This is a genomic window from Crocosphaera sp. XPORK-15E, from assembly GCF_034931425.1.
Lineage (GTDB): Bacteria > Cyanobacteriota > Cyanobacteriia > Cyanobacteriales > Microcystaceae > UHCC-0190.
In genome coordinates this window covers 244,394-260,336 of record NZ_JAYGHQ010000011.1, presented here as the reverse complement: position 1 = coordinate 260,336, position 15,943 = coordinate 244,394, and the positions used below count along the sequence as shown (strand labels likewise).

General features: G+C 36.4%; 18 protein-coding genes. 10 read left to right on the top strand and 8 right to left on the bottom strand.

Features of this window, described 5'->3' with window-relative positions:
- Positions 1-138: 138 nt before the first annotated feature.
- Complete coding sequence (locus tag VB691_RS14445; RefSeq protein WP_323292195.1) at positions 139-3,225, top strand: alpha-mannosidase; 3,087 nt, start codon at positions 139-141, stop codon at positions 3,223-3,225.
- 21 nt (positions 3,226-3,246) lie between these two features.
- On the opposite strand, the gene VB691_RS14440 is transcribed toward VB691_RS14445, so the two are convergent.
- From VB691_RS14440 to purL, 4 genes are all read right to left on the bottom strand, one after another.
- The gene (locus VB691_RS14440) at positions 3,247-3,879 is read right to left on the bottom strand and encodes a Uma2 family endonuclease (RefSeq protein WP_323292194.1); all 633 of its coding nucleotides are present in this window, start codon (positions 3,877-3,879) and stop codon (positions 3,247-3,249) included.
- Between the two features lie 65 nt (positions 3,880-3,944).
- A complete protein-coding gene (purF, locus tag VB691_RS14435) occupies positions 3,945-5,438 on the bottom strand; it encodes an amidophosphoribosyltransferase (RefSeq protein WP_323292193.1) in 1,494 nt (497 codons plus the stop codon).
- A gap of 569 nt (positions 5,439-6,007) precedes the next feature.
- On the bottom strand, positions 6,008-6,325 hold the full coding sequence (locus VB691_RS14430) for a hypothetical protein (RefSeq protein ID WP_323292192.1): 318 nt from the start codon (positions 6,323-6,325) through the stop codon (positions 6,008-6,010).
- Between the two features lie 120 nt (positions 6,326-6,445).
- Complete coding sequence (gene purL, locus VB691_RS14425) at positions 6,446-8,752, bottom strand: phosphoribosylformylglycinamidine synthase subunit PurL (protein WP_323292191.1); 2,307 nt, start codon at positions 8,750-8,752, stop codon at positions 6,446-6,448.
- Positions 8,753-8,893: 141 nt separating this feature from the next.
- Between purL and VB691_RS14420 the strand changes: the two genes are divergently transcribed.
- Genes VB691_RS14420 through VB691_RS14410 form a run of 3 tightly spaced genes read left to right on the top strand, consistent with a single transcriptional unit; the run spans position 8,894 to position 11,013 of the window.
- A complete protein-coding gene (locus VB691_RS14420; RefSeq protein ID WP_323292190.1) occupies positions 8,894-9,850 on the top strand; it encodes a site-specific DNA-methyltransferase in 957 nt (318 codons plus the stop codon).
- Positions 9,847-10,740, top strand: coding sequence for a hypothetical protein (locus tag VB691_RS14415; protein ID WP_323292189.1), 894 nt, complete (start codon positions 9,847-9,849; stop codon positions 10,738-10,740). The genes VB691_RS14420 and VB691_RS14415 overlap by 4 nt, the downstream gene beginning before the upstream one ends.
- Positions 10,741-10,782: 42 nt before the next feature.
- Positions 10,783-11,013 (top strand): type II toxin-antitoxin system HicB family antitoxin, encoded by a 231-nt coding sequence (locus VB691_RS14410; RefSeq protein ID WP_323292188.1) that lies wholly within the window; start codon positions 10,783-10,785, stop codon positions 11,011-11,013.
- 50 nt (positions 11,014-11,063) lie between these two features.
- On the opposite strand, the gene VB691_RS14405 is transcribed toward VB691_RS14410, so the two are convergent.
- On the bottom strand, positions 11,064-11,294 hold the full coding sequence (locus tag VB691_RS14405) for a hypothetical protein (RefSeq protein WP_323292187.1): 231 nt from the start codon (positions 11,292-11,294) through the stop codon (positions 11,064-11,066).
- 519 nt (positions 11,295-11,813) lie between these two features.
- The gene (locus VB691_RS14400) at positions 11,814-12,308 is read right to left on the bottom strand and encodes a hypothetical protein (RefSeq protein ID WP_323292186.1); all 495 of its coding nucleotides are present in this window, start codon (positions 12,306-12,308) and stop codon (positions 11,814-11,816) included.
- Between the two features lie 240 nt (positions 12,309-12,548).
- On the opposite strand from VB691_RS14400, the gene VB691_RS14395 reads away from it, so the two are divergent.
- The 3 genes from VB691_RS14395 to VB691_RS14385 all read left to right on the top strand — a co-directional run bounded on the left by VB691_RS14395 (position 12,549) and on the right by VB691_RS14385 (position 14,150).
- Positions 12,549-12,767 carry a DUF2949 domain-containing protein gene (locus tag VB691_RS14395; RefSeq protein ID WP_323292185.1) on the top strand — a complete coding sequence of 73 codons (219 nt, stop codon included), beginning with the start codon at positions 12,549-12,551 and terminating at the stop codon, positions 12,765-12,767.
- Between the two features lie 64 nt (positions 12,768-12,831).
- On the top strand, positions 12,832-13,740 hold the full coding sequence (locus VB691_RS14390) for an LD-carboxypeptidase (RefSeq protein WP_323292213.1): 909 nt from the start codon (positions 12,832-12,834) through the stop codon (positions 13,738-13,740).
- A gap of 56 nt (positions 13,741-13,796) precedes the next feature.
- Positions 13,797-14,150, top strand: coding sequence for a Rieske (2Fe-2S) protein (locus tag VB691_RS14385; protein WP_323292184.1), 354 nt, complete (start codon positions 13,797-13,799; stop codon positions 14,148-14,150).
- A 219-nt stretch (positions 14,151-14,369) separates the two neighbouring features.
- Here VB691_RS14385 and psb30 read toward each other — a convergent pair whose 3' ends face one another.
- A complete protein-coding gene (gene psb30, locus VB691_RS14380) occupies positions 14,370-14,489 on the bottom strand; it encodes a photosystem II reaction center protein Ycf12/Psb30 (protein WP_323292183.1) in 120 nt (39 codons plus the stop codon).
- Positions 14,490-14,636: 147 nt separating this feature from the next.
- Between psb30 and VB691_RS14375 the strand changes: the two genes are divergently transcribed.
- From VB691_RS14375 to VB691_RS14365, 3 genes are read left to right on the top strand one after another with little or no spacing between them, the layout of a single operon-like run.
- A complete protein-coding gene (locus VB691_RS14375) occupies positions 14,637-14,996 on the top strand; it encodes a YkgJ family cysteine cluster protein (protein ID WP_323292182.1) in 360 nt (119 codons plus the stop codon).
- A gap of 36 nt (positions 14,997-15,032) precedes the next feature.
- Positions 15,033-15,395, top strand: a complete 363-nt coding sequence (locus tag VB691_RS14370; protein ID WP_323292181.1) for a TMEM165/GDT1 family protein — start codon at positions 15,033-15,035, stop codon at positions 15,393-15,395.
- Positions 15,396-15,428: 33 nt separating this feature from the next.
- Positions 15,429-15,710 (top strand): TMEM165/GDT1 family protein, encoded by a 282-nt coding sequence (locus VB691_RS14365; RefSeq protein WP_323292180.1) that lies wholly within the window; start codon positions 15,429-15,431, stop codon positions 15,708-15,710.
- Here VB691_RS14365 and VB691_RS14360 read toward each other — a convergent pair.
- Positions 15,707-15,940, bottom strand: coding sequence for a hypothetical protein (locus VB691_RS14360; protein ID WP_323292179.1), 234 nt, complete (start codon positions 15,938-15,940; stop codon positions 15,707-15,709). The two genes, VB691_RS14365 and VB691_RS14360, sit on opposite strands and share 4 nt — an antisense overlap.
- Between the last annotated feature and the right edge of the window lie 3 nt (positions 15,941-15,943).

Genomic DNA, 15,943 nt, shown 5'->3' with positions numbered 1-15,943 from the left:
GAGGCGGGAGATCTAACATTTTTAACCATCAGGTTCCCATTGTATCATAAAATTAGAATATGGCAAGACTTTAAATTGCTTAATAGGTACTAAAAGTCTTTTCCTAACAATCCTGATAGTTTTGATTATAGGCAAAAAATGAACATCACTGAAACGATTGATAACTTACGTCAACTTACACAAATTAATGTACAACATAATTGGTTAGCTACCTCAGCAGAAATAGATCTAACTTCGATTAATTTTGCTGGTTTAGAATTAATGACAGCAAATGGACAAGAATATTTGATTTGGGAAGCAGGAAGTCGCGTTAAATGGTTAATACAAAAATTCCTGATTCCTGAACAATTAAATGGTTATCCTTTACGGGGACTAACCTTGAGGTTGTCTTTAGCTTGGTGGGCAGAAATTGCTCAGATTTTTGTCAATGGAAATTTAGTTCAAGAGGGAGATTTATTTGATTCTTCAGCGAGAATTTTATTAACTCCATCAGTCCAACCAGGACAAGAAATTATCGTCGCTTTGCGCTTAGTTAGTCCTAGTCATGATCTTGGGGCTTTAATGCGCTCTTTATTGGTTTATGAAAGTGATTATGATTCTATTGATCCTGGTTTCGTTGCTGATGAATTAACTGTATTATACAATTATTTGTCTCCATTTGAAACTGAAAAATTAGACTTCTTAGAACAGGAAGTTAATAAAATAAACTGGACTAATATCAATAATAGTAAGAAGTTTAATGATGAATTAATTAAATTACGTCAAAATTTACAACCTTTAAGTAATAGGATTCAACAGCGTAATTTTAACATAGTAGGTCATGCCCATTTAGATATGGCTTGGTTATGGACAGTTGACGAAACTTGGGAAGTTGCAGAACGGACATTTCGTTCCGTAATTAACTTACAAAAAGATTTTCCTAACCTCACATTTGGCCATACAACCCCTGTTCTTTATGAATGGATAGAAAAACATCGTCCTGAGCTTTTTAAGCAGATTCAAGCCTCATCTAAAGCAGGTAGATGGGAAATTTTAGGGGGAATGTGGGTCGAACCAGATGTTAATTTAGTGTCAGGTGAATCCATTGTTAGACAACTTTTGTACGGACAAAAATATATAAAAGAAAAGTTTGGAAATATCACTAAAGTTGCTTGGTTAATTGATAGTTTTGGCTTTTGCTTACAGTTGCCCCAAATTTTAAAACAAAGTGGAATTGACTATTTTGTAACAGGAAAACTTCACTGGAATAATAGTTTTAAATTTCCTCATGGTGTCTTTTGGTGGCAGTCTCTTGATGGCACAAAACTATTAACACTTATGTCTCCGCCTAATGTAGAAGGGGTGATGAATACTCATCCTATTACTATGACTAATTATAGTATTCAATGGGAGCAACAAACAGGGTTAAAAGAAATATTTTGGATTCCAGGAGTTGGCGATCATGGGGGTGGGCCAACCCGTGATATGTTAGAAGTTAATCAACGTTGGAAACAGTCTCCTTTCTTCCCTAAAGTTAGTTTTGTGACTGCTAAAAATTATTTAGATAAGGTTGCTAATATCATTGAAGAAGGGTTAGATATTCCTGTTTGGGATGACGAATTATATTTAGATTTACATCGCGGTTGTTATACGACTCATGCAGATCAAAAATATTTTAATCGTCGCAGTGAAGAATTATTATATAAAGCAGAATTATGGTTGTCTTTAGTGGCAATAATTCAAGAACAATTAGTTAATGATGAAGTAAAAAATAAGCTGGAATTTGCCTGGAAAAAAGTCTTGTTTAATCAGTTTCATGATATCTTACCAGGAACCTCTATTACTGATGTTTTTGTACAAGCAAATGAAGATTGGAAAACAGTACAAAAAATTGGTAATGATATTTTAGAAGATGCTTTACAGTGTATCATTAATTCTATTAAATACCCCTCTCCTCCTCAGATCAATGCTCAACCTATTGTTATTTTTAATCACTTAAATTGGCAAAGATCTGAAGTTGTAGAAATTGATGTTATTGATAACAACTGGAATGTTTATGATCTCGAAGGTAAAAAATTACTATCCCAAATATCCAGTGAGAATAAACTATTATTTTTAGCTGAAAATATACCCTCTGTTGGTTATCGGGTGTTTTGGTTAGTCCCTGGTGAAAGTCATGAAGAATATAATAAAATATTGCAGCAAAATATAACTATTTTAGAGAATGAGTATTTAAGGGTTAAGATTAATTCACATACAGGAAACATTGATAGTATTTATGACAAAATTAATGACATAGAAATTTTAAAAGGACAAGGAAACCAGTTACAAAGTTTTCAAGATAAAGGACAATATTGGGATGCTTGGAATATTGATCCAGATTACAATAATTATCCCTTACCTGACACAGAATTAAAATTGATTGAAACCCTAGAAACTGGCCCTATTCAATGGCGAATTAGAGTAATTAGACAATTAGAAAACTCAGAATTTTCTCAAGACTATATCCTACAAATAAATTCACCTATTTTAACGATAAAAACTCAAGTAAATTGGCAAGAAAATTATGTTTTAGTTAAGGCATCTTTTCCCTTAAACTTAACAGGTGATTATAGCAGTTATGAGATTCCTTTTGGAACTATTCAACGAACTAATTTTCCTGAAACGCCTCAAGAAAAAGCAAAATGGGAAGTTCCAGCCTTGAGATGGGCTGATTTAACAGATAATAGTAATAACTATGGTGTAAGCTTATTAAATGACTGTAAATATGGTTATGATAGTCAAGGCGATCGCTTACGACTGACTTTATTAAAAAGTCCCCGTTGGCCTGATCCAAATTGTGACAAAGGAAACCATCAATTCACTTATGGTATTTATCCCCATAAAGGAACATGGAAAGATGCAAAAACAGTTCATAAAGGATACGAATTTAATATTCCTTTACAGGTTGTAATTCCCAATGATAAATGTGCTAATATAGGGATATTACCCCCTATTTTTCAGGGCTTAGAAATAGAACCAGATAATCTGATTTTATCTGCATTTAAACCAGCAGAAGATGGATCAGATAGTTGGGTTTTGCGGTGTTATGAATCTGAAGGAAAATCAGCTAATATTAAGATTAATAGTGATTTAGGATTAAGTTTAGGTGAACAAGTAAACTTATTAGAAGAAGTTGTTAATCAAGAAGATACTATTAAACCTTGGAAAATTGTTAGTTATGAAGTTTCTAAAATAAATCAGTAATTAGGGTGGGTATTGCCCATCTTAGTTTAATTGTTTCTTTATCCATTCTCTAACTGCTTTTCGGAAAATTCGTCTCCCTGCTTGACGATATACTTTAATGATTGAGGGAATTTCTTGAATTTTTAAATCAGGAAAAATTAAACTATTTTCTCTCTCAAAATAACCTCCCTCCTCTAACTGATAAATTTTTAATTCTCCAGAATCATAACACCAAATTTCAGGAACTTCTAACCTTGCATAAATAGGAAAGCGATTAATAGATTTACTGGTTAAATCAATTTCTAAAGCTAAATCAGGAGGAGGATCATGATTCAAATCAAAAACTAACTTACCTCTAATTAAAGGTTCATTTTGGAAATAAAAACAATTATCTGGTTCAATTCCTGCCTTTTTTATTTGCCGTTTCCAAGTGGTTGATCCTAAACATTCATAGTCTAATTCTAATATTTCAGCCGCATCTTTAATCGTATCGCTGATTCGTTCTTTCAAATATTCATGTTCAGGTAAAGGAGTCATGAGTTCTAATATTCCATCATCATAAGCTATCCTAGCTGAACGAGTATTTCCTAAATCTTTCAACAAATTTTCAAATTGTTCCCACCCAATATTATACAGAACAACACTATCTACTTTTTTCGGATCAGTTAACAGCATAGAAATCCTCTAAAAATCAGATAATTAACTGTAGAGGCAATTCATAAATTGCCCCTACACAACCCTTAAACCTTAGCTTCTTCTAAGATCAATTTAGAACGCTTCACCGTATCAGGGATCTTAATCGGATAATCTCCCGTAAAACAAGCAGAACAGAAATTATTCGGATCTTCTCCTGTTACGTCTAACATTCCTTTCCAACTTAAATAAGCTAAAGAGTCAACCCCAATTTGTTGACAGATTTCTTCAACAGATTTTGTGGCCGCAATTAATTGACTTTGGTTATCCGTATCGATACCATAAAAACAAGGATGGGTAACAGGAGGAGAGGAAATTCTCATGTGTACTTCTTTGGCCCCCGCATCTCGCAACGCCTTAACAATTTTGCTGCTGGTTGTTCCCCGTACAATGGAATCATCCACCATGATGACCCGTTTACCATTTAAAACATCTTTGAGGGGATTTAACTTCATTTTGATACCAGATTCCCTCATCTTTTGCGTCGGTTGAATAAAAGTCCGTCCCACATAACGATTTTTAATCAATCCCTCTCCATAAGGAATACCTGATACCTCAGAAAAGCCGATCGCCGCAGGAATACCGGAGTCGGGAACCCCCATCACTAAATCCGCTTTTACACAAGATTCCTTAGCTAATTGGTGTCCTAAACGTACCCGATAACTATACAATGTCTCATCGTGCATCCAGCTATCAGGACGGGCAAAATAAATCATCTCAAAGATACATAATTTTCGTTGCGGTTGGGCAGCCCAATGGAAAGACGCTAACCCCTCCTCTGTGATCCACACCAGTTCCCCTGGTTCCACCTCCCGCAAATATTCTGCCCCAATAATGTCTAATCCGCAAGTTTCCGAGGCCAGAACATAACGCAGAGGATCGCCGTCTAAAATACCAATAACCAGAGGACGAATGCCATGGGGATCTCTGACACCCATGATCCCTTGAGGGGTTCCGATCACTAAACTATAAGCCCCAGAACAAAGTTGAAAGGAACTAATGGCCGCTTCTAACCAGTCTTTACCTTGATCTACTTCCTGGGCGATCGCCACTGCAATCATCTCGGAATCGGTGCTAGTATTGAAGTCACAACCCCGTTTTTCTAAGATTTGACGCAATTCTAAGGTATTGACAAGATTGCCATTATGTGCTAGGGCTAAATTGCCGAGGCGGGTTTTGAGGACAGCAGGTTGAGCATTGGCTCTATGACTTGAGCCTGTGGTAGAGTAGCGAGTGTGTCCGACTGCTAATTTGCCTGTTAATTGATCTAAGGTTTCTTCTTTAAAGACTTGAGACACTAGCCCCATGTCTTTGTGTAAATGTATGATCTCTCCATCTAGGGTAGCAATACCGGCCGATTCTTGGCCGCGATGTTGTAGGGCATATAATCCAAAATAGGTAAGCTTAGCCACTTGTCTTTCGGGGGCATATACCCCAAAAACGCCACAAGCTTCTTCCTGTTTATCTGAGGGATGATCAGAATAATCAAGAGGGTGATTTAATGATTGATCGGGTAAGTAAGGTTTTTTTGGGGCAGTCATGCTAGGGGTTAACTCCTGAAAGCAGCATTAGGGAGAATAGGTAGGGGAAGGTTGCGCGAGGATAATTAAAGAATTCTTAACAAATATTTAACTTAATCTTACCAGGGATTGACAGGTTTAGTTATTTGGGCGATCACCTGGATTTTTTTGAGATTAACCCAGTTGGGAGTACCTTAATCCTAACAAATATCCTAAATTTCAATATTGAGTACAAATATATATAGCGCTAGGGTTTGAGATAATGCGATCGCCTCTTATTTCCCTAGTCCTTATTTTCGCCAACTCAAGGACAAGATATTGCTGTTTTCAAAGACTTCTTTTCTGCCCGAAACAAGGGGTTATAAGCGCACGGATTTTCCATTATCCATATAATATCATGTAAAGTCAAGTTTGACAAGCATTTTTTACAACAATTTTCTGTGACAAAATCAAAATAAAAGGGTAATTATGGGATATTAGATTTAGATATTCCTTGAGGAGTTTAACCCATGAATGAACCAGTTACTGTTACCGACTCAATAGAGGAAGTTCTTAAGCGCATTTGAGAAAGAAAAAAACATTAGTTGCGCTTAAGGTTTTAGGGTTCCTCCTCGAATCACCCAACCAACTAAACCACTGATAGTTGCTGTTATCGTGATAATTACTATTTGTCTCCAGTTTTTCAGTTCCCCTACCTTTTCAGCTAAATCTGGGATTTTATCCATTGATGGTTTCCAGTCTGCTTGACGAGTTTCGATGACAGCTAATCTTTCTTTGATCTCTGTTTGACCTTTTTCTAAAGTTTTCTGTCCATCTTCTAAAGTTTTCTGTCCCTCCTCTAACCTATCAAAACGGTCATTTATCAAGTTTTCTAGTCGTTTGAGATCATTCTCTGTTACTTTTGACATTGTTTGATTTTCCAATTTAGATCGATTCTACTTCTAACTTCATGATACATTTATACACTACTTGGCAATAAGGATTTATATGGATAACATCATCCATTTTATCCGAATTTATTAAACAAATTAACTTTTTAATCTTCTTTCAATAGCATTTGACCAAACATCAATCATTTTCTTAACTTCTACATTAATAACTAATGAATTATCAGACAAGACAACAGTTAGTTTATTAGATGTTACCTGACCTATTTTTTGCCAATTATTGGCTGATTTTTGACGTAGATAAGTTTCCCAGCTTTCCTCATGTTCAGGACTAACAGAGACAATAATTTGACTGCAAACTTCCCCAAATAATAAAGTATCTAAGCGCATCTTATTATCAGAATTAAGCTTGATTTCTGCCCCTAAATTTCCACTAATACAACATTCAGCTAAAGCAACAGTTAACCCACCTTCTGCACAATCATGGGCCGATTTTATCCAACCTTGACGAATACCATCACGACATACTTTTTGCACAAAGATTTCATTATCAAAGTCAACCTTTGGGGGTTTGCCTGACACAATATTATGAAGACTAGCTAAATATTCTGACGCGCCTAAAGTTGGCTTTTGGTCAACCCCTAATAAATAAATTATATCTCCTTCTTTTTGCCAACCTTGCCCACAAATTTTAGTAATATCTGGTATTAAACCCACCATTCCTATGACTGGTGTGGGATAAATTGGTTGAGGTTTTCCTGCGCTATCAACTGTCTCATTATAAAGGGAAACATTGCCACCCGTAACAGGTGTATTTAATTCTCGACAAGCTTCAGAAATACCCTGACAAGCTAAAGCTAATTGCCAATATCCGATAGAATTTTCAGGACTACCAAAATTCAAATTATCAGTAATTGCTAAGGGTTCAGCACCGACACAACTTAAGTTTCTTGCAGCTTCTGCAACGGCAGCTTTTGCCCCTTCTAAGGGGTCTAAATAAACATAACGGGAATTACAGTCAGTTGTAGCAGCAACACCTATTTTACAACTATCAGGTTTAGCATCAATGGGACGAATACGAATAACTGCTGCATCTGCCCCACCAGGTAACATTACGGTATTATTTTGTACCTGATGATCATATTGACGATAGACCCATTTTTTAGAAGCAATAGAAGGGGTATCTAATAGGGTTAAAAGGATATCATTCCAGGTTTTGAATTCTCCCTTAATTTCAATGCCTTCTCCTGTAAAGTTAGGTAAACTATCCTCTGTCCATTGCCAAGCTTTTTGGGCGTATTCTGGGGGCGTTTCTAGCAACTCCCGATGATAAATTGGGGTATTATCGGCTAAGGCATTGGCGGGAATTTCTGCGGCAATTTCTCCCTTAAACAAAATTCTCACAATGGGATCACTTATCACTTCTCCTGCTACTACTGCTTGCAGTCCCCAACGGTGAAAAATATCAATTAATTCCTGTTCCCTGCCCTTTTTAGCTACAAATAACATTCGTTCTTGGGACTCAGATAATAAGTATTCGTAGGGAACCATTCCAGTTTCCCGCGCAGGTATTTTATCTAAGTCTAATTCAATGCCAACTCCTCCATTTGCAGCCATTTCAGACGTAGAACAAGTAATTCCTGCTGCTCCCATATCTTGGGCCGCTACTACTGCACCCGTTTTAAATGCCTCTAAACAAGCTTCAATTAAAGACTTTTCTAAGAAGGGATCACCAACTTGAACAGCAGGGCGATCATCCATTGATTTATCTGTTAATTCTGCACTAGCAAAACTGGCCCCACCCATGCCATCTCTACCCGTAGTTGACCCTACATACAATACAGGATTACCAATACCTGAAGCACCAGATTTAACGATGTCTTCAGTCTCCATTAAACCCAAAGCCATAGCATTAACTAACGGGTTGCCATTGTAAGCAGGATCAAAGTAAATTTCTCCCCCAACAGTGGGAACCCCGACACAATTACCATAATGTGAGATGCCTTCAACAACTCCCGCAAAAATTCGTCTGTTTCTGGCATTTTCCAAGTTACCAAAGCGCAGAGAATTTAAAGTAGCAATAGGACGCGCACCCATGGTAAATATATCCCGTAAAATTCCTCCTACTCCTGTTGCTGCACCCTGAAAAGGTTCGACAGCAGATGGATGATTATGGGACTCAATTTTAAAGGCTAATCTTAATCCGTCTCCTAAGTCAACAACCCCGGCATTTTCTCCCGGCCCCACTAAAATGCGATCGCCTTCCGTGGGAAATTGTTTGAGGAGAGGACGAGAATTTTTGTAACAACAGTGTTCTGACCACATGACCCCAAACATCCCTAATTCTGCTTTGTTGGGGTGTCTGCCCAGACGTTTGACTATTTCTTCATATTCTTGGGGTTTGAGTCCTTCTGCGGCAATTTCTTCGGGGGTAAAAGGTGCAGTCATGGGGTTAAATAGGGGTTATAGTGCCAGCAATGTTTTATTGTATCGGGAATTGGTAATTTAGGGGAGTAACTCGATTATTTTTTAATGATGTATTCTTAAATAAACGCGATTACATTGGTAAATTAGGTAAAAACTTGAACTATGCCCAGAAAAAATCAAGCACCAATCAATCATCAATTATCTATATTTGAGCCTAGAATAAAAGGCGAATTATTTGAATTAAAACAACAAAATACAGCTTTTGAATTATTGTATCAAAAAGAAACAGGAAAGTTATTTCAAGGTAATAGTATCCAGTGGTTGAAATCTCTAGAAAAAGAAAGTATTGATTTGATTGTCGCTGATCCGCCTTATAATATTAAAAAAGCAGATTGGGATAAGTTTGAAACTCAAGAACAATATATAGAGTGGTCAATGGAATGGATTAAAGAAGCTTCTCGTATTTTGACGAAGACAGGGACTTTATATGTTTGTGGCTTTACTGAAATCTTAGCTGATTTAAAACATCCTGCTATGAAATATTTTAAACGATGTAAATGGTTGATTTGGTATTATAAAAATAAGGCAAATTTAGGAAAAGACTGGGGACGTTCTCACGAAAGTATTCTGCATCTCAGAAAAGGAAATGATTTTACTTTTAATATCGATACTGTCAGAATACCTTATGGAAAACATACCCTAAAATATCCTTCACATCCCCAAGCAATAACTAGCCAGTATGGAAACAACTCAAAAAACCATAATGATTGGACTCCTCATCCCCAAGGGGCAAAACCTAAAGATGTTTTAGAAATTCCCACAACTTGTAATGGGATGAAAGAAAAAACACCTCATCCTACTCAGAAACCAGAGGAATTATTAAGACGATTAATTTTAGCTTCTAGTAATGAAAATGATCTGATACTTGATCCTTTTTCTGGTTCGGGAACAACCCTAGTTGTCGCAGAACAATTAAATAGAAAATGGCTAGGATGTGACATTTGTAATGAATACAATCAGTGGGCTATTAAACGTCTGGAAAATATAATATATAAGTCACAAGAAGAATGGATTGCTTTTGATCGTGAAAATCAAGAAAGAAGAACTTCAATCAGATGAATTTACAACAATTACTTGAGACTGCTACTGATAAACAGAATTTTATGAAAATTCGTGATTATTTTGATTTTTCTTTAAGGTATTTAGAGTTTATAAAAAATAATCTTCAAGCGGTGATTGTTTCACAAAATGAGACTCATTATAGATTTTTTCAATATAAGGAAGATGGAACTTATAACATAACTCGTCCCATTAATTCAAATCTTATGTTGTATTTTGAATATTTTGAGCAACAACAAGCACATTTTTTAAGATTACTTAAAAACATTACTAATCAACAGTTCAATACTATAGAGAATCGTCAATTATTAAATAATTTTATTTACACGACTCAACAATCAATCGGTGCTACTCTTGATGCTTTACCTGCTAAACGCTCAAATATAGCAAGAAAAATTAATGGAGATTTATTTGAACGTCTTATTAAATTAGTTATTTTAGAGGTTGGAATTGATGTTATGGAAGGAACGACATCTATACCTGTTAAAATAGAGGGTGAAGAAGTTTTTAAGATGAAATATCAACATGATCTAATGATTAAAAAAGATGAAAAAATTAGAGCAATAGGTTCTGTTAAGACTTCAAGTAAAGATCGCCTTGATAAAATCTTTGTTGATAAATTTCTCTACAATCGTCTAACGGATACAGATACTCCTCATTTTGCTATTTTTCTGAATGATGTTCAAAGAAAAGGAAAAGAGGGACGCTATGGTATTAACTCAACATTTTTATCAGGACATTTCAAAGGATACACAATCAAATTAAACTCTCTTGATGGTGTTTATTATTTTGATATTAGACCCAATATGCAAACAGATAATTTGCTTAAAGATTACATCAAAACTTTTGATGATTTTTTATTTACAGAAATTTGGCAATTTACTAATTAATTTTTAATTTTGCCTCCTATAATTAATTAGATCAATAAAACCATGAAGACTATTCCTAACCTCAAAACCTTAGAAGATTATCTAACTCTTAGCTATCCTATTACTTTTTCTCCTGAAGAAGAAGGAGGTTATACGGTTATGATTCAAGATTTACCCGGTTGTATTTCTACAGGAGAAACCTTCCAAGAAGCAATGGATAATATTCTAGACGCAAAGCAACAATGGCTAAAAACTGCTATTCAATATCAAGATTCTATTCCTCTCCCTGGTTAATCTTCATTAATACTTCATTTCGATTGTTAATATATAATTCCTCATCAGGTTTAAATTCTAATGCTTTGTTGTATGAAGTAATAGCTTCTTCCTCCTCGATGTCCAGCATAAAGTTGATAGGTACATTGATCATGAGGAGAACGTAGAATTTTTTTACCCAAATCCCGATAAATATCAGCATCTGCTCTCACTGCCTTTAAATCCACATATAAAGGACTATCCGCAGGTAAAGGAACAGGTTTAAAAGCATTAGCAAGGTTAGCGATTAAGGTTTGAGACATGAGCAAAGAACACTTAATTATGTTATTATTTTAATCATATATCTAGCAATTATAAATGATTGTACGAGACATGAGTTACTATTAGAGTGCATTAGCTAATAGCGTGACATCTCGATTGTTTTATCTGCCATTTCTGCACTTCAAAACATTATTGATCAATCTCATTATCAGTAAATATGTATTAACAAAAATCCCTGCTGAGTTGGTGATCATGTTAAGAGAGGGAAAAAGAAAAAATCTCAAAAAACAACGCTATATAGAGGGTTTCAGCGATTAGAGGCTTATTTTTAGACAGATTTCTACGATCTACTATAAGCATAACACATTCTAAAAAAAGCAAAAAGTTCATTTTCAGGCAAATTTTAGCAAAATTGACAAAAACTAGATCTGAGTAACGCTTTGTTAAGCAAATAGAGTCATCAAAATAAATGATTAATAGTCTGTTCATTAATAAGTAAAAATGATTAATAAAGCAAGCGATCGCCTAAAGATGATCAACCCAGATAATAACTGAATAATTTAGCTATTTATAGAAGTTTCTAAAGTGTTTAAAAGAGTAAGCAACATGGCTTTAACAGATTCATGAGTATATTCATCATCAGGATGAGGAGTTTGTCCTGGAGATTGAAAATAAGGACGCTCATCATACAATTGCCCCCATTTAAAATCAACTTGTCTGACTAATTCATAAAGTAATTCTGGATGATCAAGAATTGTTTTGAGCAGTTGACGCAACGCATCTAAAGGTGTGTTTAAATATTGACTGACTCCTGCTTCATCATTCGTCACCCAAGTTTGTAAAATTATTTGTAATGCCCCTGATGAATCTTGAAGATTTTGAGCAATAAATGTCTTAATTTCTGTGGTAGCTTGTAATAACTTAGGAACGGGAGATTCCCCCTTCAAAAAATCCCCTCCTTCCCTACCAATTGCCTCCGCTAACGAAAATTTCCGTCCTGATAAAATTTCTTGTTGAATTGCTCGGTTTCTGTCTTGTTCGTTATTTGTGGTCATGGCCCTAAAAATTTCCTTAAAAATAGCCGACTTTCTCAAAAGGTAATCTAGAATCCGGTCAGTTGCCGTTTTTTATTCTTTCTTTGTGATTTAACTGGGTTTCTCAGAAAATGAGATCGATCTTTGTAAATTTCACCCATTTGGGTGAACCTTTATGGGGAGGTTAATTGATCCAGACTACCTTACACTGGTGTCTAAATCAAACGGGCTAGTCTAGCATTAGGTAGAGGAGGATAGTCCATGAATAGCTTCGATAAACATCAACGATTTCTCCACTTCCTACGGCAAGAACTAGACATTCCTGCGGAATCAATTGCCTTAGTACAACGTCATCCTGAACTTCCCTACAGTTCCTTTCCCATGCTGTTGTGGCGTTATGGATTAATTACTTTATCCCAATTAGAACGTATTTTTGATTGGTTAGACTATGGTTGGGTAAATTCTACTAAACAACTTTAAAGTTAAGGTTTATTTTGTGGTTTAATAAACAGAAAAATACCATAAATTTTCGAGAAAACGATTGATTAACCCTTGGAAAATTCCCCCCTTTCTCCAACCTGGAGATATTGTACAAGTAATAGCACCCAGTGGCGCACTCAAAGAATTTGTTGCCTTAGAACAAGGCTTAGAAATTTGGCGATCGCAAGGTTATCAAGTAGAATTAGGAAGCCACTGGAACGCCCATTATGGTTACTTAGGGGGAACAGATCAACAACGTCGAGAAGCCCTACTGCAAGCCTGGAAAAACCCTGAAGTGAAAGCCATTATTTGTACCAGAGGGGGTTATGGTAGTGCCAGATTATTAGAAAATGGAGATTGGGGGGCAATTTTTGCGGAATTTCCCAAATGGGTTATTGGCTTTTCTGATATTACAGGATTACTCTGGAATTTAGCCAAAGTGGGCATTTCTAGCATTCATGGCCCCGTCTTAACTACTTTAGCAACAGAACCCGATTGGTCACTGCAAAGATTATTTAACTACCTGCAAGGACATCCCCTAGAGTCCCTCCAAGGTCAAGGGTGGGGAGGCGGTAAAGTTAAGGGACGGTTACTACCTGCTAATTTAACTGTAGCAACTCACCTGTTAGGAACCCCCCTACAACCTTCCTTAGAAGGGGTCATATTAGCCCTAGAAGACGTAGCAGAAGCCCCTTATCGCATTGATCGTCAATTAACGCAGTGGCGGTTAATGGGGGCATTCCAGGGGGTTAAAGGCATTGCTTTGGGGCGGTTTAGTCGTTGCGATCGCCCCTCAGAAAGTTCCCGTTGGACAGTGGAAGATGTATTACGCGATCGCCTGGGAGATCTGGGCATTCCTGTGGTGTCTGAATTACCCTTTGGTCATGATGGGGTTAATGCCTGTTTACCTGTGGGGATTGAGGTAGAATTAGATGGGAATCAGGGCTGTTTGGAATTTATCACAGAATGCTAAAATTGTGAGCAAAAAATGTTAAAGTAACTTACATTATCAATGGGAAATTATTAACGATGAGTTGGACAAAAGTGATCGCGGCTGATGCCCTTGGGACTGATTCTCGTCAAGTCGTAAAAGTTGGCAACCAGAATCTATTATTACTCAATCATCAAGGACAATTATATGCAGTAAGTAATACTTGTCCTCACCTGAAATTGCCCATGAAAAAAGCTAAAATTACTGATGAATGTGCTATTGTTTGCCCATTCCACCGTAGTGCTTTTGATCTCAAAACTGGGGCAGTTAAAGAATGGACACCTTGGCCTCCATTAGTGGGACAAGCTCTAGGCATGATATCTCAAGAAAAAACCCTGCCCGTCTTTCCCATTAAGGTAGAAGATGGTAGTATTTGGGTAGATTTAGAATAGTTTTAAAGTTAAATTGTAGAGAATATTAGGAAATTTTTAGTTAATTTTCTCTACAATAAACATTAAAAACACCGAAAAAAAAACTAATGATCTCCAAGACATTTATGATTGAAGGTGCAAAAATCCATTACCATAGAATACCTTTTAGGATTTATGGATAGCCTCCTTAAATCAGGAAGCTATCCATAATGCACAATGAGTATGAATTACCCCATGTCTTTAGAGATCACCACCCCGAAACGCCAGCAAAAAGATGACAATGGGGCCAGCAATGACGATCAAAGCGACAAAGGTTAATTGAAAAATCGGTTCTAGATTGAGGGCGGCTAATAATTCCATTATGTTCTCCTGAATTTACCGAATGAATGATATTTAGGGGCTGCAATGCTCAAAAACCATAATCTATAATACCTGGGAAGGCTTCTTTGTTTTTCGGTAAAGACATAAAAATATATAAAGTTTTGTTACAAGAGGACAATTAACAGGATGAACAAACGAGAAGAATGGCAATGTGTAGCGGGGTGTGGGGCTTGCTGTAACCTAGATCCCAGTGATCGTCCTGATTTAGAGGATTATCTCAGTCCCGAAGAATTACAGCATTATTTAAGTTTAGTCGGGGAGGACGGTTGGTGTATCAATTTTGAGCATCAGACTCGAAAATGTCGTATTTATGAACAACGACCTCGTTTTTGTCGGGTACAACCAGAAATTTTTCATCAGATGTATGATATTGACGTGGCAGAATTTAACGAGTTTGCCATTGATTGTTGTCGTGAACAAATTGAAGGGGTTTATGGGGAAGAAAGCGAGGAAATGCAGCAGTATAATCAAGAAATTTGCCCATAACCTTAAAATGAAAAGAGTCCCGAAAAATTTCCCTATATGACTATAATTAAACCCGTCGAAACCGAAAATCAACCTTCCTCATCATCTGCAACAGAAGAATCATCTGTCAAGGACAAATCATGGAGTTTTTGGACAGTTTTTAGTTCCACTTTTCTGACGATATTTTTAGCCGAAATGGGGGACAAAACCCAATTAGCTACCTTGTTAATTAGTGCAGAGTCCCAGTCTCCTTGGGTTGTTTTTTGTGGGGCAGCAACTGCGTTAATTGCCACCAGTTTATTAGGGGTATTAATTGGTTATTGGATCGCTCGTCGTTTATCACCAAAAACCCTAGATTTAGCTGTAGCTTTATTGTTATTGTTGATTACTGGATTATTGATGGGTGATGTTATTAGTTAACCAAGATTTATTAATTATTGGGATGTAAAAAAAATGGATTGGCAACTATTTGGATTGAGTTTTATTACTGTATTTTTAGCAGAGATTGGCGATAAGAGTCAGTTAGCAGCGATTGCTTTAGGGGGAAGTTCTAAGTCTCCCCGCGCTGTCTTTTTCGGTTCAATTACTGCTTTAATTTTAGCCAGTTTTTTAGGGGTAATTGCTGGGGGGACTGTGGCTCATTTTTTGCCTACAAAAGTCCTAAAAGCGATAGCTGCTATTGGTTTTGCTGTGATGGCTTTACGGCTTTTATGGCCAGACTTAGGAGAAGATTAAAGTTGTTCTATTATTTCCGATTTGCTGAGCAGTTTTCCCTCTAAATTTTCTTGAGTATTAGGGCGTAAAGATTGATAAACTAAAGCACCTCCGAATCCAATCATTAGCCCTCCCAAAACAACCGAAAAGTAGCCGGATAACACTAAAATAGAAATGCTACAAGAGGGAATAACTTGAGTAATACTTTTGGTAAAAAGACCAGAAATTATGGGATGGGATATATTCTTCATAGG